The sequence below is a fragment of the Flavobacterium aquidurense genome (genome assembly GCF_001404985.1).
Taxonomy (GTDB): domain Bacteria; phylum Bacteroidota; class Bacteroidia; order Flavobacteriales; family Flavobacteriaceae; genus Flavobacterium; species Flavobacterium aquidurense_B.
The window spans coordinates 567,143-588,710 of the sequence record NZ_JRLF01000012.1; the positions used below are offsets into that span (position 1 = coordinate 567,143).

19 protein-coding genes and 3 tRNA genes are annotated in these 21,568 nt (G+C 34.5%); 7 read left to right on the top strand and 15 right to left on the bottom strand.

The window, feature by feature from the left end; all coding sequences use genetic code 11:
* Nucleotides 1–42: 42 nt before the first annotated feature.
* The 4 genes from RC62_RS14310 to nirB form a co-directional block, all read right to left on the bottom strand.
* Nucleotides 43–1,848 carry an ATP-binding protein gene (locus tag RC62_RS14310; RefSeq protein ID WP_055096299.1) on the bottom strand — a complete coding sequence of 602 codons (1,806 nt, stop codon included), beginning with the start codon at nt 1,846–1,848 and terminating at the stop codon, nt 43–45.
* Between the two features lie 70 nt (nt 1,849–1,918).
* The gene (locus RC62_RS14315; RefSeq protein WP_055096302.1) at nt 1,919–2,503 is read right to left on the bottom strand and encodes a DUF4202 domain-containing protein; all 585 of its coding nucleotides are present in this window, start codon (nt 2,501–2,503) and stop codon (nt 1,919–1,921) included.
* 146 nt (nt 2,504–2,649) lie between these two features.
* The gene (gene nirD, locus RC62_RS14320) at nt 2,650–3,027 is read right to left on the bottom strand and encodes a nitrite reductase small subunit NirD (RefSeq protein WP_055096305.1); all 378 of its coding nucleotides are present in this window, start codon (nt 3,025–3,027) and stop codon (nt 2,650–2,652) included.
* Nucleotides 3,028–3,253: 226 nt separating this feature from the next.
* The gene (nirB, locus tag RC62_RS14325; protein ID WP_055096311.1) at nt 3,254–5,767 is read right to left on the bottom strand and encodes a nitrite reductase large subunit NirB; all 2,514 of its coding nucleotides are present in this window, start codon (nt 5,765–5,767) and stop codon (nt 3,254–3,256) included.
* Between the two features lie 266 nt (nt 5,768–6,033).
* On the opposite strand from nirB, the gene RC62_RS14330 reads away from it, so the two are divergent.
* Nucleotides 6,034–6,816 carry an META domain-containing protein gene (locus RC62_RS14330; protein ID WP_055096313.1) on the top strand — a complete coding sequence of 261 codons (783 nt, stop codon included), beginning with the start codon at nt 6,034–6,036 and terminating at the stop codon, nt 6,814–6,816.
* 68 nt (nt 6,817–6,884) lie between these two features.
* Here RC62_RS14330 and RC62_RS14335 read toward each other — a convergent pair whose 3' ends face one another.
* Nucleotides 6,885–8,162 carry a DUF2130 domain-containing protein gene (locus RC62_RS14335; RefSeq protein WP_055096315.1) on the bottom strand — a complete coding sequence of 426 codons (1,278 nt, stop codon included), beginning with the start codon at nt 8,160–8,162 and terminating at the stop codon, nt 6,885–6,887.
* A 282-nt stretch (nt 8,163–8,444) separates the two neighbouring features.
* On the bottom strand, nt 8,445–9,323 hold the full coding sequence (locus RC62_RS14340) for a LysR family transcriptional regulator (RefSeq protein WP_055096319.1): 879 nt from the start codon (nt 9,321–9,323) through the stop codon (nt 8,445–8,447).
* A gap of 250 nt (nt 9,324–9,573) precedes the next feature.
* Here RC62_RS14340 and RC62_RS14345 point away from each other — a divergent pair, with 250 nt between their 5' ends.
* Nucleotides 9,574–10,281 (top strand): class I SAM-dependent methyltransferase, encoded by a 708-nt coding sequence (locus RC62_RS14345; protein WP_055096321.1) that lies wholly within the window; start codon nt 9,574–9,576, stop codon nt 10,279–10,281.
* A 292-nt stretch (nt 10,282–10,573) separates the two neighbouring features.
* Here the strand turns inward: RC62_RS14345 and RC62_RS14350 are convergent, their stop codons facing one another.
* The 4 genes from RC62_RS14350 to RC62_RS14365 all read right to left on the bottom strand — a co-directional run bounded on the left by RC62_RS14350 (nt 10,574) and on the right by RC62_RS14365 (nt 13,577).
* Nucleotides 10,574–11,551, bottom strand: coding sequence for a zinc-dependent alcohol dehydrogenase family protein (locus RC62_RS14350; RefSeq protein WP_055096322.1), 978 nt, complete (start codon nt 11,549–11,551; stop codon nt 10,574–10,576).
* 10 nt (nt 11,552–11,561) lie between these two features.
* The gene (locus tag RC62_RS14355; protein ID WP_055096326.1) at nt 11,562–11,840 is read right to left on the bottom strand and encodes a putative quinol monooxygenase; all 279 of its coding nucleotides are present in this window, start codon (nt 11,838–11,840) and stop codon (nt 11,562–11,564) included.
* Between the two features lie 12 nt (nt 11,841–11,852).
* Nucleotides 11,853–12,455: an NAD(P)H-dependent oxidoreductase gene (locus RC62_RS14360; protein ID WP_055096328.1), complete on the bottom strand. Its 603-nt coding sequence runs from the start codon at nt 12,453–12,455 to the stop codon at nt 11,853–11,855.
* Between the two features lie 135 nt (nt 12,456–12,590).
* Entirely contained in the window at nt 12,591–13,577 is a 987-nt protein-coding gene (locus RC62_RS14365; protein ID WP_055096331.1) for an aldo/keto reductase, read from the bottom strand.
* A gap of 118 nt (nt 13,578–13,695) precedes the next feature.
* Between RC62_RS14365 and RC62_RS14370 the strand changes: the two genes are divergently transcribed.
* Nucleotides 13,696–14,541 (top strand): AraC family transcriptional regulator, encoded by an 846-nt coding sequence (locus RC62_RS14370; protein ID WP_055096333.1) that lies wholly within the window; start codon nt 13,696–13,698, stop codon nt 14,539–14,541.
* A gap of 68 nt (nt 14,542–14,609) precedes the next feature.
* On the opposite strand, the gene RC62_RS14375 is transcribed toward RC62_RS14370, so the two are convergent.
* The 3 genes from RC62_RS14375 to RC62_RS14385 form a co-directional block, all read right to left on the bottom strand.
* Nucleotides 14,610–15,668: an SMI1/KNR4 family protein gene (locus RC62_RS14375; RefSeq protein WP_055096335.1), complete on the bottom strand. Its 1,059-nt coding sequence runs from the start codon at nt 15,666–15,668 to the stop codon at nt 14,610–14,612.
* 29 nt (nt 15,669–15,697) lie between these two features.
* Nucleotides 15,698–16,459 (bottom strand): C40 family peptidase, encoded by a 762-nt coding sequence (locus tag RC62_RS14380; RefSeq protein ID WP_055096337.1) that lies wholly within the window; start codon nt 16,457–16,459, stop codon nt 15,698–15,700.
* A 68-nt stretch (nt 16,460–16,527) separates the two neighbouring features.
* Nucleotides 16,528–17,706, bottom strand: coding sequence for an acetyl-CoA C-acyltransferase (locus tag RC62_RS14385; protein ID WP_055096340.1), 1,179 nt, complete (start codon nt 17,704–17,706; stop codon nt 16,528–16,530).
* A 238-nt stretch (nt 17,707–17,944) separates the two neighbouring features.
* On the opposite strand from RC62_RS14385, the gene RC62_RS14390 reads away from it, so the two are divergent.
* The 3 genes from RC62_RS14390 (at nt 17,945) to RC62_RS14400 (ending at nt 18,223) form a co-directional block, all read left to right on the top strand.
* Nucleotides 17,945–18,028: transfer RNA gene (locus RC62_RS14390), tRNA-Ser, on the top strand.
* A 17-nt stretch (nt 18,029–18,045) separates the two neighbouring features.
* Nucleotides 18,046–18,120: transfer RNA gene (locus RC62_RS14395), tRNA-Pro, on the top strand.
* 29 nt (nt 18,121–18,149) lie between these two features.
* Nucleotides 18,150–18,223 (top strand) — tRNA-Arg (locus tag RC62_RS14400).
* A gap of 188 nt (nt 18,224–18,411) precedes the next feature.
* Here the strand turns inward: RC62_RS14400 and RC62_RS14405 are convergent.
* Complete coding sequence (locus RC62_RS14405; RefSeq protein WP_055096343.1) at nt 18,412–18,576, bottom strand: hypothetical protein; 165 nt, start codon at nt 18,574–18,576, stop codon at nt 18,412–18,414.
* Entirely contained in the window at nt 18,563–20,050 is a 1,488-nt protein-coding gene (locus tag RC62_RS14410) for a recombinase family protein (RefSeq protein WP_055096728.1), read from the bottom strand. Before RC62_RS14410 ends, RC62_RS14405 begins: the two co-directional genes overlap by 14 nt.
* A 281-nt stretch (nt 20,051–20,331) precedes the next feature.
* Here RC62_RS14410 and RC62_RS14415 point away from each other — a divergent pair, with 281 nt between their 5' ends.
* Entirely contained in the window at nt 20,332–21,567 is a 1,236-nt protein-coding gene (locus RC62_RS14415) for an exonuclease SbcCD subunit D (RefSeq protein ID WP_055096345.1), read from the top strand.
* Nucleotide 21,568 lies beyond the last annotated feature (1 nt).

The window sequence follows — 21,568 nt, forward strand, 5'->3', positions numbered from 1 at the left end:
TAGTTTGAGGTTTGTGCCGAATTATCAAATTGCCACATTATCTCATTTAAGTATCGGAATATTAAAGGTAATTCTCGTTCCTTCGCCTGGAATTGAATTAATAAAAACACGACCGTTTACGTATTGAATTCGTTCTTTCATAAACAATAATCCCATACCGGATTCGCTGTTGCGCTTTTTGTCTACGGCATTAATATCAAAGCCTTTTCCGTTGTCGTCTACAATAATGCTTAACAAAGTGTTGCTGTGCGAAAGCTGTACAATAATATGCGATGAACCGGCATATTTTATGGCATTATTAATGGCTTCCTGAGTTAGTCGGTAAATATTAATTTCGATTAGAGAATCTAAACGCTGGTTGAAATCGGTTTTGTTGTAAAAGAGAATTTCTTTTCCGGTTAGTTTCGAAAGTTCCTGCGTGAGTTTTGACAGAGACGAAACGATACCGTGATCGCTTAATTCCGGAGGCATTAAATTGAAAGTTGCCGTACGAACGCCTTTAATAATATCAAGAGATAATTTCTTTAAATATTCAATTTTCTGGGCCGATTTTTCTTTGTCGTCCAGATTAATACTTTCTAAACTGAACTTTAAACCAGTTAACATCTGCCCAATTCCGTCGTGAATTTCTTTAGCGATTCGGTTTTGTTCGTTTTCCTGATTTTCAACAATTTTACTCGAAATAACCTTTTGCTGATTGATTTTTTCTGTACTGTTTTCAATATTCAGACGTTCGACTTCGCGCTGTGCTTTTTTGCGTTCAGTAATGTTGAAACATATAATTAAAAGCTCCGATTCTTCTTTTTTGATAGTTACCGGAACCATTGATAAGTCGAGCCAAAAAGTCTGAGATTCCTTATTGGTAATTTTAATTTCGCCTTGCCAGCCACTTCTGTGTTTCTCAAAGATAATTCGATCAATATTCAATTGTTCCTTCTCATCAGTTGTCAGAACTTCAGAGAATTTTTTGTTCGAAGAAAATCGGGTATAATTGATGAGTTTGGCAAATTTTTCTCCAATATGAATGATGGAACCATCAGGTGCAATACGGCAATAAAGCAGCGTATTCTCCATGGCATAATTAAGGGATTTTAATTCTTTTACTGAATTTTCTTTTATTTCACTAATAATTTCAGTGTCATAAGCAAGCTTTAAGGCCTTCTTTTCTGAAGATAAGAGCTTGGCAATCAGTTTTTCAATTTTTTTATTGGTAGGTTTGAAGATAAAGAAAAACTCCATTAGCAAAACGAAAAGCGTAAAGGCAAAAATCCAATATTCTATTTTGCGCTGTTCTGTAACCTTTTCATGTGCTTCAAGATCGTACTGACTTACAATCTGGTTCATTTTCAAAAGGAATGTCCCTTCATTTTTCAGAATTGTCTGAACTAGTTTTTGATTTTCAGGTAAGTTGCGTTTTAAATTTAAAATAAACGAATCGGTTGCCTGACTTATATTATTGAAAACCGGATTTATTTCGGCATACAATCTATTCAGGGTTTCGCTTTTTTCTTTTGGAAAAGCTAAACTGTCATTACCATTTTCAAGTGCATTCTGAGTTGTTTTCCAAAGTTCTAATACATTTTTTAAATGCGAAATCTGTTTTTGTGAAACAGTATCCGAAACATAATTTAAGATCAAAACTTCTTTGACAATTTTCTGGCTCAACATTCTTTGTTTACCCGAAATATTGATGATTTTAGAATCACTTAATTGTTGTTTCAAATTGTACTGAACCAATATCTGACTTAAAATGACAGTTACAGCAATTGTCCAAAGTGCAAAAAAATACCAACGTCGTAAATTTTTGAAAGTAATTTTATCTGCAGTTTCCTGATTGCTTTTTTTCATTCGAAAATACTATTTTTCTCTTTATCGGAAAATGGAATTCGGTTTTAGCTCATTTTATATGAACATCAAATTATAATCCTAAAGAAGCTTTTATCAAATTTAGATTTTCTTCAGAGTATTTGATTTTCAAAGCTTCCTGATGTCCTTTGTCAGACATTTTATCCCAGGTTTTTTTGATGATGTTTTTTAGTTTTTCCTCATCGTGTTTATGTACAAAAGGATCTAAATAATATTCTAAAAATACCAGGCAAATAACATCTTCAAGAAGTTGGGTTTCGGCATCTTTTTTAAGTAGTTTCTTTTCGATTAAAAAAGAAACACGATCGATAAAGTCCTGGTTATATCCTGCTTTTTCTAAAATTTCGGCAGTCGTTTTAGCGTGAAATTTTTTAAGATCTTCTCTCCATCTCAAATAGCCCACACGATCCATTGGGTAAGATTCGCGAGCTACTTTCCATCGGCAAATGTGTTGCGCTTTTGAGGCAATCTGAATTTGTTCTGAAGCTTCAGGTTCAAACTGCATCAATCTATCGTACATTCTGTTCGAATACAATAATTCTTTTGGATATTCAGTATTCTGATCGATTTCGATATTCGGATCCTGAGCGTTTTCAGCATCAATCCACTCGCTTGCTTTTTGAAAAGGTGTGTTCATTTTTTTGGTTGGATAATAGAATTTCAAAGATACGGAATTAGTAAATAAGTGAAATGTGAAATGTGAGCAGTAAAGTGAAAAATGAGAATGTACCTTACAGTTCTAAAATTCATTTAACATTTTTCTTTTAACATCTCATAATTTTTCTAATCCACAAAACCTACAAATACTTCGTCTTCAATAATTTTAATCGGATAAGTTGCAATTTTAAAATCGTCTCCGTTTAGGTTAGAACCATCTACTAATGAGAATGTTTTTTTGTGCATTGGACAGGCAATTTTTGGGATGTCATCTACAGATCCTGTCATGCCTCTTGCGAGAACCATTTCCATTTTATGCGGACAGGCGTTTTGGCAAGCGTACCATTCGTTGCGGCGTGTAAAATTAAAAATGGCAATTTGTTTGTTTTTGTATTTGATGCAGCCACCACGATTGGTTGGGAAATCTTCTGTTTTTCCGGCTTTGAACCAAATTGTTGCATCATTAGGATGAACCGTTTCGTATTGATTTAAGATTTCTTCCATTTTAATAAGTTTTGTGTTCCTGTTCTTATCCCTCTTTTTACAATCAAGAGAGTTTGATGGCGCAGTAAAAAAGAGGGTAAGAGGACAGCAAACGTTTTTGATATTTTTTCTTTTTTTTGGAGCTTATATTTTCTGTAGACGGGAAATTGCTCGCAAAGGCGCTAAGTTTTTTTTTCTTAAGTTTTACAATTTAATTTTGCGTCTTTGCGAGATTAAAATAACTTTTTTAAGACCAGGCTTTTGGCGCTTTTTGATCTCGTAACGGAACAAAAACTACATTATCGTCTTTTTCTTCAGAGTTTACAAAATGGTTGAAACGTTTTAATAATCTTGGTTTTTCTAATACTTGTTTCCATTCGCATTCAAAAGTGTTTACCAGAGTCTGCATTTCAGCTTCTAAAGTTTCGCAGATTCCTAAACGGTCTTCTATAATTACTTCTTTTAAATATTCTAAACCGCCGTCGAGTTTTTCTAACCAGGTTGCAGTTCTAATAAGCGGACCGGCAGTGCGGATATAATACATTAAAAAACGATCCAGATATTTTATGACGGTTTCTTTACTAATTTGTTCTGCCAGTAAAACGGCGTGTTTAGGGTTTGCACCACCGTTTCCGGCGATGTATAAATTCCATCCGCCTTCAACAGCAATCAATCCGAAATCTTTTCCTCGGGCTTCGGCACATTCGCGGATGCAGGCTGAAACACCGCCTTTTAATTTATGCGGAGAACGGATGCCTTTATATCTGTTTTCTAATTCTATTGCAAATCCGGCACTGTCATCCATTCCGTAACGGCACCAGGCGTTTCCAACACAACTTTTTACGGCACGAAGTGATTTTCCGTAAGCATGGCCACTTTCGAAACCATTATCAATTAAAATTTTCCAGATTTTAGGCAAATCACTCAAATGTGCTCCAAATAAATCGACACGTTGAGCGCCCGTAATTTTGGTATATAAATCGAATTGTTTGGCTACTTCGCCAATCACGATTAATTTTTCTGCAGTAATTTCGCCTCCGGCAACTCTTGGTACTACAGAATAAGTTCCGTTACGCTGAATATTAGCCAGAAATCTGTCGTTTGTATCTTGTGTAGTTACATGTTTATTAGCGGTATCATTGTAAATACTCGAAAAAATAGAGGCTACGACAGGTTTACAAACTTCGCAGCCATCGCCTTTGCCATGATGATCAATCACTTCGTAGAAATTATCATATTTATTGATTTTAACCAAGTCGTATAATTCCTGACGAGTATAACTAAAGTGTTCACAAATTACATCTTTCACTTCTTTTCCAAGTGATTTTTGAGTGGCTTTTACTAAATCTGAAACCATTGGTTTACACCCTCCACAACCAGAAGTAGCTTTGGTATGTTTTACAACGTCTGTGAAATTTGAGCAGGTTTCGTCTAAAAGGGAACAACAAATAGCACCTTTTGTAACATTCTCGCAGGAACAAATTACTGCGGTATCCGGTAAATCCAGAACACTTCCCATACTTGAACCTTCAGATCCGTCTCTGGAACCTAAAATTAGATCTTCCGGATTTTTGGGCAACGCCATGGCATTACTGAAAATCTGAAAAAGAGAATTATAATCGCTTGAATCTCCCACTAAAATTCCGCCTAATAGGGTTTTAGAATCTTTGGTCACGTTAATTCTTTTGTAAATTCCGCTTAATTTATTCTCATAAATAATAGCAGTTACATCATTATTTTCTACGAAAGGATCACCAAAACTCGCCACTTCAACACCAATTAGTTTCAATTGAGTCGACATATCGATGGTTTCTCTCATGGTTTTAGAACCATTTAAGATTTGCTCAGCCGCTACATCTGCCATTTCGTAACCTGGAGCAACAAGTCCGTAAATATTCTGATTGTAAAGTGCCACTTCGCCAATTGCATAAATAGAAGGATCTGATGTTTGCATTTGATTGTTTACCACAATTCCGCCTCTTAAACCAACTTCAAGTCCTGAAACCCTTGCCAGTTCGTCGCGAGGTTTGATTCCGGCAGAAATAACCAACATGTCAACTTTTAACAATTCATCATCGGCAAACATCATTCCCGTTATGCATGATTCCCCGTCAATATATTGTGTGGCTTTGTTAAGATGAATTCCGATATTTAATTCTTCGATTTTTGATTGCAGCATATCACTTGCGCCTTTGTCTAATTGTCTGGGCATTAAACGCGGAGCAAATTCTACCACATGTGGATTCAGTCCCAGATCACGAACTGCTTTTGCGGCTTCAAGGCCTAATAGACCACCGCCTAAAACGGCCGCTTCTGTGGCGCCTTTTTGTTTTATTTTTTTAGCATACGCCATAATAGCATCCAGATCCTCAATGGTTCTATACACAAAAACACCTTCTTTTTCGACCCCATCAATAGGAGGAACAAAAGCTGAGGATCCTGTAGCAAGAACTAAGTAATCATACGTATGGGTTTTTTCTAAATGGGTATGGATTGTTTTTTGTTTGCGATTAATATCTGTAATGAGTTCAGAAGTATTCAGCGTAATGTTGTTTTCTAAATACCAATGGCTTGTTGATAATGATAAGTCATCTGCGGTTTTACCTCCAAAGTATTCACTTAAATGAACACGATCATATGCACGCCTTGGTTCTTCGCCAAATACAGTAATCTGATACTTTTCGTTTCCTAATTTTGCAACGAATTTTTCGCAAAATTTATAACCAACCATGCCGTTTCCAACTACTATTACTTTAATCATGATTTCTTTAATTAAGTATTACTACGCAAATATAAGTATTTATACTTATTTTATACGTAATATTTTTAATTTTTTTAAATCAAAATACTGTGTTAACTACGTATTTTATCTTGATCTTATACGTAGCGCAGGTTTGGAGAGAATCTTGGCAGGATGATTTATGTAAATTTGAAAAGATTCTAAATAAGGATTTCAAAAAAATGTCGTAAATTCATAAGAATTTTATATATGTTTTATTTAAAAGAAATATTCTTAACATAAATTCTATGAAAAAAGCACTTTTATTTTTGCTATTACTATCATTGATAGTGAGTTGTAAATCTACAGCCGGCAAAATCTCAGATACAAAAACAACTACTTCTGAGTATGGAGCTCAGGAAGATCAAATGAAATATTACTTTACGGCGACCGGAAATGAACCTTTTTGGACATTAAAAATGGGAACAGAAGGTATTGAGTTTACCTCGTTGATTTCCGGAAAAGAGAAGCTTATTTTTCCGGCAACCGAAGTTGTTAAAGCAATGGATGCCAATATAAAGATGTACAAAATAAGCAATGAAACAGCAGCTGCAACAATCACTATTCAGCAATTAGAATGTCAAAACTCCATGTCTGGTGCAATTTCTCCTTATAAAGTTTCAATTGAAATTAAAAATAACGCTGAACTTGCTTTTACAAAATTAGGCGGATGCGGGACTTATAATACTGATTATCGTCTTCACGATATTTGGGTCCTGGAAGAACTGAACGGATTTAAAGTTTTTATAACTGATTTTCAAAGAGAATTACCACGTCTTGAAATCAACTCTTCTGAAAATAAATTTATGGGTTATGGAGGTTGTAATGCTATCAGCGGGACTATTTTTTATGAAAAAGACCTATTAAGATTTACAAAAGTAATTGCAACTGAAATGGCTTGTGGTGCCGGAAATAAGGAAAATCAGTTTATAAAAGCGCTGCAAAATATAACTGCTTATTCTATTGGAGATAACAGGCTGACACTTTCTAATCCTTCTGGCAAACTTTTGGTTTTTAGAAAAGTAGATTAATAACTATAAAAAGCTTCAACTTCGCTCAGTTTGAAAATTCATTTATTCATCTGAGCGAAGTCGAAAAATTATTCTAATAATTCTTTAGGATCTTCATTGTCCTCAATAAAATCCAATTCTAAAGCCCGAACGGTTTGCACCGCATTACCGGCAATACCACGAATCGATCCGTACATTCCTAAAGTGTTATGGACTACTTTTTCGATTTGCTTTTCGCGTTGTTTCCAGATACGCTGCATCGCTCTTTTTTCGGCATCCAGATCACCTTGCATTTGGGTGAAACCTTCCACAATTCCTTCTATCTGCAAGCGGAATTCGTTACTTGTTAAAAAATCATATAACATCGACATTTTATCACCTTTGTTTTCCTGTGCCTGAACTGCCTGACTAATCTGAATTAAGGATTGGCGTAAAACGGCACTTAATCCCTTAAATTCTTCATAAGTACAAATCCATATTCCGTCGCGCATTCCCATTCGGTCCATTCCGGCTGGCATAACTTCAGTAACCAGAACTCCAATATTAGCTCTTTTTGTTCTGATATCATTTTTGAATTTCTCAATCCATGCTGGTTGAAAAGCCTTGGTACGTTTACTTTCGTAATAAATAGAACCGCAATTTTGCAGTTCACGCGTGTTTACAATCTGTAGACAATCTGCTCCGTTAGCCCCTTTTTTTATCTCATCGATGCTATCAAGCGGAAAGTTATTTGCGAGCCATTCTTCAATAGCCAACTCCATAACTTCTCCCTGCAATTGCATAGAACCTTGTTCCTGCTTGCGTTTCATTTCTTCGATCAGCTTTTTTTGATCGTCAGATTGCTTTTGGTATTCTTTGATTTTTAGCTCGTTTTTTTCTTCTTCCTGCTTGCGTATTTTATCACGTTCCAGTACAAGAGTAGCATTAAGCTGTTTTTGAGCTTCGGCTTCGATGGCTTCTTTCATTTCCAGTTTTTCACGCTGAAGTTTAGCAATTTCACCAGTCATTTTATTTAATTCACGAAGTTTTTCTGATTTCTCAGAAAGTTCTTTTTCCATAGAAAGCAAACGATCTTTATTTTCTTCGTCGAGTTTTGTTTTTAGTTTTTCGGTAATTTCTTTTTCGGCTACCTTTTTTTCACGTTCCAGACGTTCTGCAAAAAGTTCATTTTCCTGTTTCTTTTTGGCTTCAAATTCGGTTTTTGCTTTTTCGAATTGCTCGTTTTTAAGCTCCAGTTCTCTAGTCTGAGCGTTCGCTTTCTGCTGAAATTCTTTACGAATACTATCTTCGAGCTGATGTTTTAGAATATCATTTACATCGATAGTTGTTCCGCAATTTGGGCACTGAATTGAAGATTGCTCTGCCATTTTTATTGATTTTATTTAAGTAATGTAATAATCTGCTAAGGTATTTAAAAGTTCTCTTTTTATGATTGAGATTCGTGTGATAAATTGTAACGATTTTTTAGCCACTAATCACGAATTTTTTCTACTTCCTATGGTGTGCAATTTAAATACCTTTTGATTTTAATTTTTACGGATTTCCTTTATTGTGAATTAATCTCGCAAAGTCGCCAAGACGCAAAGTTTTTTTGTTTCACGCAGATTTTAAGATTAAGCTGATTAAATTATAAAGCATCTCAGCGTGAACTACTTTTTATTCAATAGAAAATCAACAGCAATTTTTGTGATTTCAGAATCATCTTCTTTAGAGGTAATAATGGAAACATCGGTATATAAATTGACTTTTTTTAATTCTATAAAACCTATTTCCGGATCTTGATTGTTTCTGGCGATATTTGATGGAACAATCGAAATCCCTAAACCGTTTTTAACCAATTGTACAATCGAATTAATATTGTTTGATTCATGAACAACCTGTGGTGTAAAACCATAAAAGGCACAGAGTTCCAGTAAAACTTCATGATAATGAGGAGCATAATCTTTATTGAAAAACACAAAGGTTTCATCTTTAAGATTTGGAATTTCCTTCTCAGAATTAATTTGAATCACATTTTTATTATAAACGACCGAAAATCCGTCCTGAAACCACAATTGTGATTTTATTTTGGGTGATTTTACAGGAGATCGAATAATACCCAATTCAATTTTCCCTAGTTCCAGAGCATCTAATTGTTTTGTGGTAGAAATTTCAAAAAGTTTAAAATTGACATATGGAAATTGGTCTTTTAAATATTTTATCAATTCTGAAATTACAGCCGAATAAATCGAACTGATGTAGGCGATTCTGAATTCTCCTGAAGCATTCTCTGCAATTTTCTTCGTTTTTAGAGTAATACGTTCCAAATGCTGAAAAAGTTCCCGAACTTCCTTTTCAAAATATTTTCCGGCTTCTGTCAGTTCTACTTTTTTATTGTTTCGGATAAATAGACGTGCCTGAATTTCTTCTTCAAGTTCGATAATTTGTCGGCTTAACGGAGGTTGAGAAATAAATAGTTTCTCAGCGGCTTTGGTAAAGTTTAATTCTTCGGCTACAGCCAAAAAATATTTCAAGTGACGTAATTCCATAAATACCTATTAAGTATTAATAATTGACAAAATAAGTATTTTTGAAGTATATATCAAAGTAGTAGTTTTGATAAAAAAATGTTTCTCGCAGATTTCGAAGATTGAGCAGATTTATTTCTTTCTGCTTGTTTTTTTAGCCCCGGATTAAAACGATTAAAATATTATAATGATTTTAGATTTAACAAAAACGATGTTGAATAAAAATCTGTTCAATCTGCCAAATCAGTGAGAGAACCTAAAACAATAAACTATGAAAAAATCAACTATTGCAGAGATTAAAGAAAGATTTGATAATGATGTCGAACGATTTTCGAATTTAGAAACCGGACAAGTTGCGACAATTGATGCAACAATCTCGTTAGAATTAATTACCGAAGCTTCTAAAAGAATTGTCCCGAATGCTTCAACTGTTTTGGATATAGGTTGTGGGGCAGGGAATTATAGCTTAAAAATGCTTTCGAAAGTTCCGAATTTGAATTGCACTTTGGTTGATTTGAGTTTGCCCATGTTAGACAGAGCTTTTGAAAGAGTCTCAAAAGAAACCAGCGGTAAAGTAGAAGTAAAGCAAGGTGATATTCGTGAAGTCGATTTGCCGGAAAATCATTTTGATATTATTTTGGCCGGAGCAGTTTTGCATCATTTGCGTGATGATGAGGATTGGGAAACAACATTTGCTAAAATAATCAAGTTATTAAAACCTGGTGGCTGTTTCATGATTTCAGATTTGATTACCCAAGACACGGATTTATTGAATGAATATACCTGGCAGCGTTACGGAGATTATTTGGAAGGAATTGGCGGTACCGAATATCGCCAAAAAGTTTTGGATTATGTAGAGAAAGAAGACACGCCCAGATCTATGAATTACCAATTGGATTTAATGAAGAAAGTTGGTTTTAAAAGCGTTGAGATTTTACATAAGAATATGTGTTTTGGCGCTTTTGGAGGAATTAAATAAGGTGTAATCCCTACAAGATAAATTTTAAAATGCACTATTTTTTTCTGCCAAAATGTTGTCCCGATGGCACAGTGATAAAATTGATTATTAGATGCTCCGTTTGGAGCAAAATGTTGGTAGAAAAGAATAAGTATATAATGAAAATAGCCCCATTAGGGGTTATACTTTTATAATTTTATTTATTTAAAAGTTTGCCACGAATTGTACAAATCTACATGAATTTTAAGCATCAAGAGTAAAGTAATAAATTAGTGAAAATTAGTGAAATTCGTGGCAAAAAAATATCTAAAACTTAAACAATATCTACAACAATTTTCCCTACAGAAGAACCATCGCTTACCGCTTTATGCGCTTCGATAGCATTGTCCAGAGTAAATTTTCTAGGATCAATAATAGGTTTTAGTTTTCCTTCTTCAATTAGTTTTGTGGTTTGTTTCAGGATATCACCGTGATGTTTTCTTCTTTCATTACCAATCATTGGGTGAAGTACAAAAACGCCATGAATACTGGCAGAACGAAGCGAACTTGTTGCAAGAGTATGTGTTCCAAAAGCATAGCAACTTGCAATTTGCCCGTAATGGCGAATGGCTTTTAAGGAGTCATCAAAAGATTGACCGCCAAGAGTATCGTAAATAATGTCGAATCCTTCTCCATTTGTGTATTGATTTACGTAATCTTCAACAGGAGTGTTTTTATCAATTGCGGTTGCTCCAAATGATTTTACAAAATTGGCTTTTTGGTCAGAAACTGTTGCGTAAACTTCGGCACCCAGATTTTTAGCAAGCTGAACAACCATATGACCAACGCCTCCGGCTCCAGCATGAACAAGGACTTTGTCTCCTTTTTGTACTTTGGCTCTGTCAATCAAACCTTCCCAAGCAGTAAGCAATACAAGCGGAACTCCGGCAGCTTCTTTCATGGTTATATTTTTTGGTTTTATTGCTAATAAATCAGCATCAACCGCCGTATATTCAGCTAAAGTTCCCTGAAGTCCTAAAACACCTCCGGCAAGTCCGTAAACTTCGTCTCCAACTTTAAATTGGGTAACGCCTTCGCCAATTGCTTCGATTACTCCGGCAAGATCTGTTCCTAAAACAGCAGGCAAAACCGGTGATGCATAAGGCGAAAGTCCAAGTCTGATTTTATTATCGATTGGATTTACGCCGCTTGCATGTATTTTTATTAAAACTTCTCCTTTTTTAGGAGTTGGTTTTTCGATTTCGGTGCTTACAAATTCAGATTCGTAAGTATGAGTTAATAGTACTCTCATTGTTTTCAGATTATAGTATTTGTACTGTTTTATAAACCTGAATTGGCGCAGCGACTAAATTTTCGCTTTTGGCTATAAAATCAAGTAAATATGGTTGGTTATTATGGATATCAAGACCTGGTTGATCTTTCCATTCTTCCCAGATAATGAAAACATTTTCACTATGGTGAAGATCGTAACGAACACAAGCTGCTTCTTTTCTGGTTTCGGTAACCAAATGATTTAACATGCTTTGAACTTGTTCTATATTTTCAGGTTTGCTTTTAAAAATTGCTGTAATTGAGATCATAATTGTGAAAAATTAAAGGTTAAAAGTATTTTCTAAGTGCTTTGTGTAGTTTTTCTTAAAGATGTCAATGTTTTCAGCAGTTGCACCTTTTTCAACGTCATGAAAGTGGAAACCGTCTAGTTTTTCCATACCTACAAATTTATTCATTTTATGAAAACCAAACATAGCTCCGTCATCTACAGATGTTTCTTCGAAGAATTCTCCAGGAATTGTAAAGGCCGTTGCAGGCGCATTCCAACTTGTGGTTAGCATATATTTACGTCCATGTAGCATTCCGCCAGTTCCGTAATTGATGTCAGGATTTACTCTGCTTCTTCCGTCGCTTTTGTAAATTCCTTTTTGGTGTCCGGCAGTAAAAACATCGTCGATGTATTTTTTGAAAAGGTTTGGTAATTGAAACCACCAAACTGGTGTATGATACACTATAACATCTGCCCAAACGAATTTTTCTACTTCTTCGTCTAAGTCAAAATCTTGTTTGATATCGGTTGTTTTAATTTCGAATTGCTTGCTGTTCTTTAAGAATTCGAGTGTCCAATCGGTAACGGTTTCATTGAATTTTCCACCTGAATGTGCGAAATTTTGACTTCCGTTGATGATAAATATTTTTTTCATTTTACTTTATTTTTTGATGAATCTGGGTTGCGTGAGGGATAGTAGTGAAAATCCTTTTGTGCCGGTCCCGAGGTTTCGGGAGGCATAAAAGATTGTAACGGATAGCCCGGCCCTTGGGACACGCCCAAATTCTTATTATTTTAATTTTGAAATTGCCTGGTTAATGAAATCTAATTCAGAAACTGATAAATCAAAATCTAATGTTTTTGCGTTTGAAATGGCTTGTTCTGCGTTTCTTGCTCCGGCTAAAACTATTGTGATTCCTTTTTGTAAAGTCGTCCAACGCAATACTAATTGCGAAATTGAAATGTGTTTTGCGTTTGCTAATGAACTTAGTTCTTCGACTAAAGTTTTTACTTTTTGAAGATCAAACTGACCGAAATATCCGTTTCTGTGATCGTTGTCTTTTAGTTTACTATCAGTGAAATATTTTCCGGTTAATAAACCTCTTTCCATTGGACTGTAAGCAATGATTCCGATGTTTTCCTGAATGGTAATCGGAACTAAATCAGTTTGAATTGCTTGGTTCAGCATACTAAACGGAACTTGATTTGATGCTAATTGTATTGTTTTTTGTGCTTCTTTAATTTGTTCTGCACTATAATTACTAACTCCGGCTGCTCTGATTTTTCCTTGTTGAATCAAGGTTTCTAAAGCTTCCATAGTTTCATGGATTGGAGTTGTACCGTCTGGCCAGTGAATTTGTAATAAGTCGATATAGTCTGTTTGAAGGCGTTTTAAGCTTTCTTCGACTTCTTTAATGATGTTGCTTTTTGATGCGTATTTATAAACCGGGATTTTTTTTCCGTTGTCTTCGGCATCAAAAAAGAATTCTCCTTTGCCTTGATTGCTTCCGTCCCAAACTAAACCAAATTTAGTTAATATTTGAACTTTTGAACGATCTTTTGATTTTAAAGCTTCACCAATCATTTCTTCGCTTAATCCAAATCCGTAGAAAGGAGCGGTGTCGATTGTGGTTACGCCGTGATCGATTGATGCGTGAATGGAGTCGATTGAATCTTTCTTTTCGTTTCCGCCCCACATGTTTCCGCCAATGGCAAATGCACCGTATGTAATAGTTGATAATTCAAGTTCAGTATTGCCTAATTTTCTATATTCCATAATCTTATGTTTTAATGCTTAAAAATTGTTTGGCAAAATTATACCATTTTTAAGAGTGTTAAGTTGTATATATTTGTCTTTTTTATGTAAATTTGTAGCCGAATTAATAAAGTGTATTATGAAAAAAGAAAATTTATACGAGCCTTTTACGGTTTCTTTTGAAACGCTGGATGAATATCCGGATGTTGGAGATCGTCATAATTTTTTTGAATTAGTTTATATTTTAGGCGGAACGGGAAGACAATGTATCAACAAAAATATTTTTGAATATGATGCAGGACATATGTTTTTATTGACGCCTGAGGATTGTCATAATTTTACGATTGAAACTAAAACGAAGTTTTTCTTTTTGAGATTTAATGATATTTATTTAAAAAATTCGAGTTTGCAGAATGAGAATATTCAGCGTTTAGAATATATTTTGCAAAATGCCAATCATCAGCCAGGTTGTATTTTGAAAAATGATGCCGATAAATGTTTGGTAAAAGTTATGGTTGAAGCGATTATTCGTGAACATCAGGATAAAGATGTTTATAATAAAGAATTGATTCAGCAATTGGTGAATACTTTGATTATTGTGGTTGCCAGAAATATTGCCAAGTATTTGCCGGAACAAGTAAATATTGGTTGTGAGGCTAAAGCGATGGATATTTTGCAATATATTCAGAATAATATTTATTATCCGGAAAGAATCAAAGCGGAGTCACTTAGTGAGTATTTTGGTATTTCGAATACGTATTTAGGTCGTTATTTCAAGAAACATGCTAACGAAACCATGCAGCAATATATCAGTAATTATAAAACGAAACTGATTGAACATCGTCTACAATTCAGCGATAAGCGAATTAATGAAATTGCGTATGAATTTGGTTTTACGGATGAAAGTCACTTTAATAAATTCTTTAAAAAACAACGAGGAAATAGTCCGTCAGAATTTAGGAAAGTGATTCGTATTAGTGCGTGATGAATTGACACGCGAATTATCACGGATTATCACGGATTATCATGGATTTTTTTAGATTAAAATGATTTTTAATCTTGGTTTTCTTTGCCGGTTATAAAATCGAAATGTTCTGTTTTACCTGTTTTTAGGTTGTTGATTTCGTTTTTCAGAAGTTCTTCTAAAGATTCGGCTACTATATTTCGTTCCCAGGATTCATTTTGAAGTTCTATAATTTGTCCCAATTTTCCATTTTCGGCCGGATCCGTATCATAGAGTAGGTAATCTCCATTTCTTCCTGTTGCAAACGGAATCCATTTTGGGTTTGCGTAGTTGGTGGTTTGTATTTTTTTAAAATCTATTTCCAATTCGGGAAGATCATCTTCATCAAATTGTAAATCTTGTATCGAATTCCATTCTTCTTTAATATCTTCAAACGGAATAAGATCGTAAGTCCAGTTGCCTATTAAAAACTGAAAAGCAGAAGTTACGGCATCATATTCTACATTTTGAAATTTATAAAAATTCAGAAGTGCCGGCGGAATTGTAATTTCATCTTCTAAAACGGAATGTTCTTTTAAATCTTCTGCAGAAATGCCATCTGTGAGATTGTAATAACGATTATTTGCTTCAATAATTTTATTGATTTCAGTAATCCATTCTTGCCATAAAGATTCAAATTGTGTAAATTCTTTATCAAGTGGCAGTCGAGGCTTTTTAATCTTTTCTTCGTAGGCAGCTATGTCGATTGATGTTATTTTATCATCTTCTTTATTGAACCAAACGCTTACGCCATTCAGAATAAAAGCGCCACTGTCATCTCCTTTGAAAAGTTTTACAAGTTGCTTTTTATTGGCTTCATAAAATTCAAAAAGGTTTTGATCTTCAAATATAAATTCCCCTGAAAAAGGCTGTTTCGAGCAGTAATCATAAGTGCCGTAATTTAAATCAAGTAATACATTTTCTGCGACTATTCCTTCTTTAGAAAATGCAATAATTCCATGATCATCCCAGGTATAAACGTGGTTGTATTTATTCTTTTTTACTCGATAATTTCCCAGAACTTTTTCTAAAATTGCAATCTCAATTGGAAATTGAATAGAAACTTCATTTATTTGAAAATGTGTTTTAGATAATGAAAATTTTGTCAAAAGTCTAAGTTTTAGAGATTATTGAGATATTAAATGATTTTTTTAATAACACGTAATTTATGAGTGTGTTTATTGATTTCAGGATTATAAATTCCCAAATGATCTAAGCGGTCAATACGCACTTTTCCACTTGCGTGAATGATGTAATTATTGTCCATAATAATCCCTACGTGAATTATATTTCCTTCGTCATTATCAAAAAAGGCTAAATCACCTGCTTCGCTTTCTTCAATAAAACTCAAGGGTTCTCCTTCAAGTGCCTGCTGTGAGGCATCGCGATGTATTTTGTATCCGTTTAGTTTATAAACCATTTGTGTAAAACCGGAACAGTCGATTCCAAAAGGTGTTTTTCCACCCCAAAGATAAGGTGCGTTCAAATACATAAAAGCGGTATTTATTAGAGCGCTTTTAGATTTTATGCCACTTGTTTTTGTGCCTTCAAATTCGAAATTAGCAGTATTGATTTCGTTATTGTTTAAAAAGGATAACGATGCACCAAGCGGAATTGGTAATAATAAATTTTCAGGCGCACTGATATAATCAATCAAATCAGCATTAAGAATAATAGCGTCATTACTTAGTTGATTATAATGGGCTTCAGAAATTACCTGATATTGCTTAGAATCTACCCAGCCTTCGTAGTCATCGTACTGTATTTTTATTCGTGCCCATTGATTTTGGCGTTCTAAAATCTCGATGTGCTCACCAAACAAAAGTTGTGTGACGATTTCGCTTCTGTCACTTGGCTCAGATCGAACGGGTACTATGGCTAGATTACAAATTCCGAACATTTAAAGTCATTTATTAGTTGAAAATCAGGAGTTATTTGCAAATGAAATAACTCCTGATGTAATTTTATTTAAGCTCTTTCGATAACAATTGCCGAAGCACCGCCACCACCGTTGCAAATTGCTGCAGCTCCGGTTTTGGCATTATTCTGTTCTAAAACATTTAGTAAAGTTACAATGATTCTTGCTCCTGAGCATCCAAGAGGATGACCTAAGGAAACTGCACCACCATTTACGTTTACTTTATCATTATCAAGGCCAAGGATTTTTGAATTGGCTAATCCAACAACTGCAAATGCTTCATTGAATTCGAAATAATCAACATCACCAATTGCAATTCCTGCTTTGTCCAGGGCTTTTGGTAAAGCTTTTGCCGGACTCGTAGTAAACCATTTTGGTTCCTGAGCAGCATCAGCATAACTTTTTATGTAGGCAAGGGGTTTTAACCCTAATGCGATTGCTTTTTCTTCAGACATTAAAACTAAAGCTGCAGCACCATCATTGATTGTAGATGCATTTGCGGCAGTAACAGTTCCGTCTTTTGTGAAAACAGCGCTTAATGAAGGGATTTTGTCCAGTTTTACATTGGTGTATTCTTCGTCTTTAGAAACGATGATTGGTTCACCACGTCTTTGTGGTACTTCTACAGGAACAATTTCGTTGTCGAATTTTCCGGCATCCCATGCTTTTGCACTTCTTTCATAAGACTGAATGGCAAAATTGTCTTGTTCTTCACGACTGATGTTATATTCAGTTGCACATAAATCAGCGCAAACTCCCATTGCGTTGTTATCGTAAGCATCTGTCAAGCCATCTTTTTGCATTCCGTCAAGCATTGTTGCAGGACCAAATTTAGTTCCGTTACGCATTTGTACGTAATGCGGAATCAAACTCATGTTTTCCATTCCACCGGCAACCACAATCTCAGCATCACCGCAAGCGATTGCCTGCGCAGCAAACATTACGGCTTTCATTCCTGAAGCACAAACTTTGTTTACAGTCGTAGCGGCAACTTCTTCAGATAAGCCTGCAAAAAGTGCTGCCTGACGTGCTGGTGCCTGGCCAACTCCGGCTTGCACCACGTTGCCCATGAATACTTCATCAACTAATTTTGGGTCTAGGTTAATTTTTTGTAGTGCTCCTTTTATAGCGGCAGCACCTAATTTTGGTGCGGGTACGGTAGATAACCCTCCCATGAAACTTCCGATAGGTGTTCTAACGGCAGAAACGATAACAACTCTTTTGTTCATTTTCTGTATTATTAGTTAATAAAGCAAATTTACTCTTTATTTGAATAAATTCAAATTTTGGGGCAATTCGATTGGATTTTAAATTTAATATCAATTTTTTGTTAATTCTATATGTTTGATTGTGAAGCGGTTTAAAAAAAAGATTGAAAAAAGTGAAAAAAAAGCGCCGAAATAGTTGTGAGATATGGAATGTTGTCTTACATTTGCAACCGCAAAACAGAACACGTTTCTTGAGCTTGGAGAGGTGCCAGAGCGGTAATGGAGCAGATTGCTAATCTGTCGACGGGTAACCGTCGCCAGGGTTCGAGTCCCTGTCTCTCCGCTTAATAAATTTGCCTTCGGGGTGTAGCGTAGCCCGGTTATCGCGCCTGCTTTGGGAGCAGGAGGCCGCAGGTTCGAATCCTGCCACCCCGACAGAAACTTGCCAAAGTTTTAAAAGAAATGGACGCATAGCTCAGCTGGATAGAGCACCTGCCTTCTAAGCAGGCGGTCGAAGGTTCGAATCCTTCTGCGTTCACTTGAGGAGACAATTACTTTGTAGTTGTCTCTTTTTTTATGTCTATAAATGTTTGTTTGTCAGGCTTTTACCGTCTAGTGTTTTACGGTTCGATTTTTTTCATGGGAATCCCTAGTCTGTTTTGAAATAACAGTCTAAAAGCAGGTTATTCGTGATTTAACAGGGACTAAGGGTGGTTCGAAGTCTCATTAAGGATATGATATTTTTTTCTCTTTTGGTTTGTCGTAATTTTTTGATACTAAATAAAGTAATTCCAAAATAATTTTAGCTTCCTTCTCATCTACCTGAATGCCGTTCTTGGAAAGAATAATAACGGCTTTTTCTACTGAAATATTCTTTTCAATGAAATTCATTTTTTTTAGTTTTTCGGTTATTTTTTTTTGATAAAATTTTTAAAAATGCTTCATTTAAATATAAAGAAAGAGCCCCTGTTTTAAAATCAATATCAGTCGGTGGAATAAGATTTACAAGATGTCTTTTATCTGAGGTTTCAAATTCAGAAAATCTTTCAAAGATTTTCACTAAAGTATTATCTTCTATTTGATTTTTTTTATCAATAGCTTTTAATTTAGCTGTAATATCATTTGCTTCCTTTTTAAGATTTTGGGTGCTGATTTGATTCTCTCTTTTTAATTCATTATAGTCATCAATTTTTAATATTCCGGTTATAAATAATTTTCTGCCTTGAGAAAGGATTAACTTCTCCTCATTTATTTTTCTCTCTAATCCTTTTTGAGCGTATAGATAACTTGCTTTCAGTGTCTTTATATTCTGGTCTTCCAAAATATTCTTAAATAATTCAATTGTATTATTTGAGAGTATAAACTGTTGAAGTTTCTTTTGATAACAATTATTAAGGGAAATTGCATCTATTCTTGTTTTGCAGCCATCACGGCAATGATAATATGGGTATTTTTTTGATCTTCCTTTTGAAATACTTCCGACAAGTTTTCGATTACAAATAGGACATGTTAAAAAACCTCTAAGGAAAAATAATGATTGTAAATCATCTCTTTTAGCAGTAGTTTTTCTTTTTGTATTAATAATAGATTGAACCTGATAAAATAAAGACTCAGATATCAATGGCTCGTGTAATCCTTTTATCATTTGCTTTTCACTAGAATTTAGTTTGACTGGTACAAGCCCACAATAAACTGGATTATGCAAAATCCTGAAAAAGTGTGATCTTGAACATAGTAATCCTTTATCATTAGCTATCTTCATGATTTCGGATATTTTATGATCGTTCTGTGCAACATGATAAAAAGCCCATTTTATAATTTCGGCTTCAGGCTCTTTAGGAGCGATAGCTTTTTTGCCATTCATTAATGTTAAATTGATAAATCCTAATGGCGCTTTACCAAGATATCTCCCCGTCAACTTAGCTCGTTGCATGCCATTTGCCGTGTTTTGAGCTCTCCGGGTATTTTCTGCTTCTGGGACTGCTAAATATACAGCCAGCATAACTGTACTTTCTGGAACAGAGAAATCAATTGGCTGGTCAATAGCTTTTGCTGTTGTTTTATATTTCCGAAGCTTTCCAATCATTTCGTAAGCATATTCTATATTGCGGCTGAATCGATCCCATTTGATAAATAATATGTTTTTATTTTCAACTGATGATTTCTTTTTGATTTCTGAAAATAATTGATTCCATTCAGGTCTATTAAAATTCTTAGCAGAGTAATCTTCACGATAAATTCCTTTGACTTCTATATTGTAAAATTTGCAATACTTCAATAATCTTTCCTCCTGCTCAGGCAAGGAGTAACCTTTTCTTTTTTGTTCGTCAGTACTTACTCTGACATATAAATAAGCAGTTTCCATAACAAAAAATTTAAAGAGATTTCTTGGTTTGTTTTTAGCTAGTAAATTGTCCGAATATCTCATGTTTATTTATATAAATTTACGAAAGAACTAATCTGTTAGGTAAATTAAAAGGTGAATATTAATTATAAAGAAACAGGTATAAATACTTAGTGGTTGATTTTTGCGAATTGATATATTTGGGAGATTATGGTTTTCCATAAAAAAGATTAATACTAAAGAATGATATTTGAATTATCTTATATGTGATAATGAAAATGTATATTGATTAAAAGTAAAATATGAAGATTCTACATACCGCAGATTGGCATATTGGCCAATTGTTTCACGAATATGACCGTACTTACGAACATCAACAGTTTTTAAGCTGGCTAATTGCTACCTTACAAACAGAAGAAATTGATGTTTTACTTGTTAGTGGAGATATTTTTGATATTTCAAATCCATCTGCCTCATCAATAAAAATGTTTTATTCTTTTCTAAAGAATGCGACTAAAATAAATCCTGATATACAAATAGTAATTACAGCAGGTAATCACGATTCGGCATCTCGTTTAGAGGCTCCAAAACCCCTATTGGAATCATCTAATGTACATATTATAGGCGTAGTTGAAAAAGATGTAAATGGTAATATAGATTACGAAAAGCTGCTTGTGCCTATTTATGATGATTCTAAAAAGGTAAAAGCATGGTGTCTTGCGATTCCATTTTTACGCATGGGTGACTATCCAACATTATTAAATTGTGCAAATCCTTACACTGAAGGCGTAACTGCATTATATAAAGAGGCGTTTGAATATGTTAATTTAAAAAAGCAAGATGGACAAACCATAATTGCTATGGGACATTTACATACACATCACGCAGAAGTAAGTGATTTAGACAAAACAGAAAGACTTATTATGGGAGGTGTAGAATGTATTCCAGCTAGTGCATTTCACGAAGATATAAAATATGTAGCACTAGGGCACATTCATAAAGCACAGAGAATAGGTGGACAAGATCATATTAGATATTCTGGAAGCCCATTACCAATGTCTTTTTCTGAAGTAAATTATAAACATCAGGTTATTGTTTTTAAACTAGACAAGGAAATTAGCGAATTAAAATCGATAGAAATTCCGGTATCTGTGCCACTTCAAAGAATTCCACAAGCTCCTCAGCCGTTGCATGAAGTCATAGGATTATTAGAGAATTTATCAGAACCGGATGATATCAAAGAACCTTTTCCATATCTGGAAGTTCGTATATTACTGGAAGGGCCTGAACCTGCTTTACGACACAAAATAGAAACTGCACTAATGGGTAAAAAAGTAAGGTTAGCTAAAATTGATGTGAAATATCCATCATCAACGCAGCAAGTATCCGAATTTATTACGCCAGAAAAATTGAACGAATTACAGCCTATAGATATATTTGACAAAGTATACCAACAGCGTTACAATAGTGAAATCCCAGATACGATTCTGCAACTTTTCCAGCAAGTGATGCAGGAGATTAACCAAACGGCCGAATAAC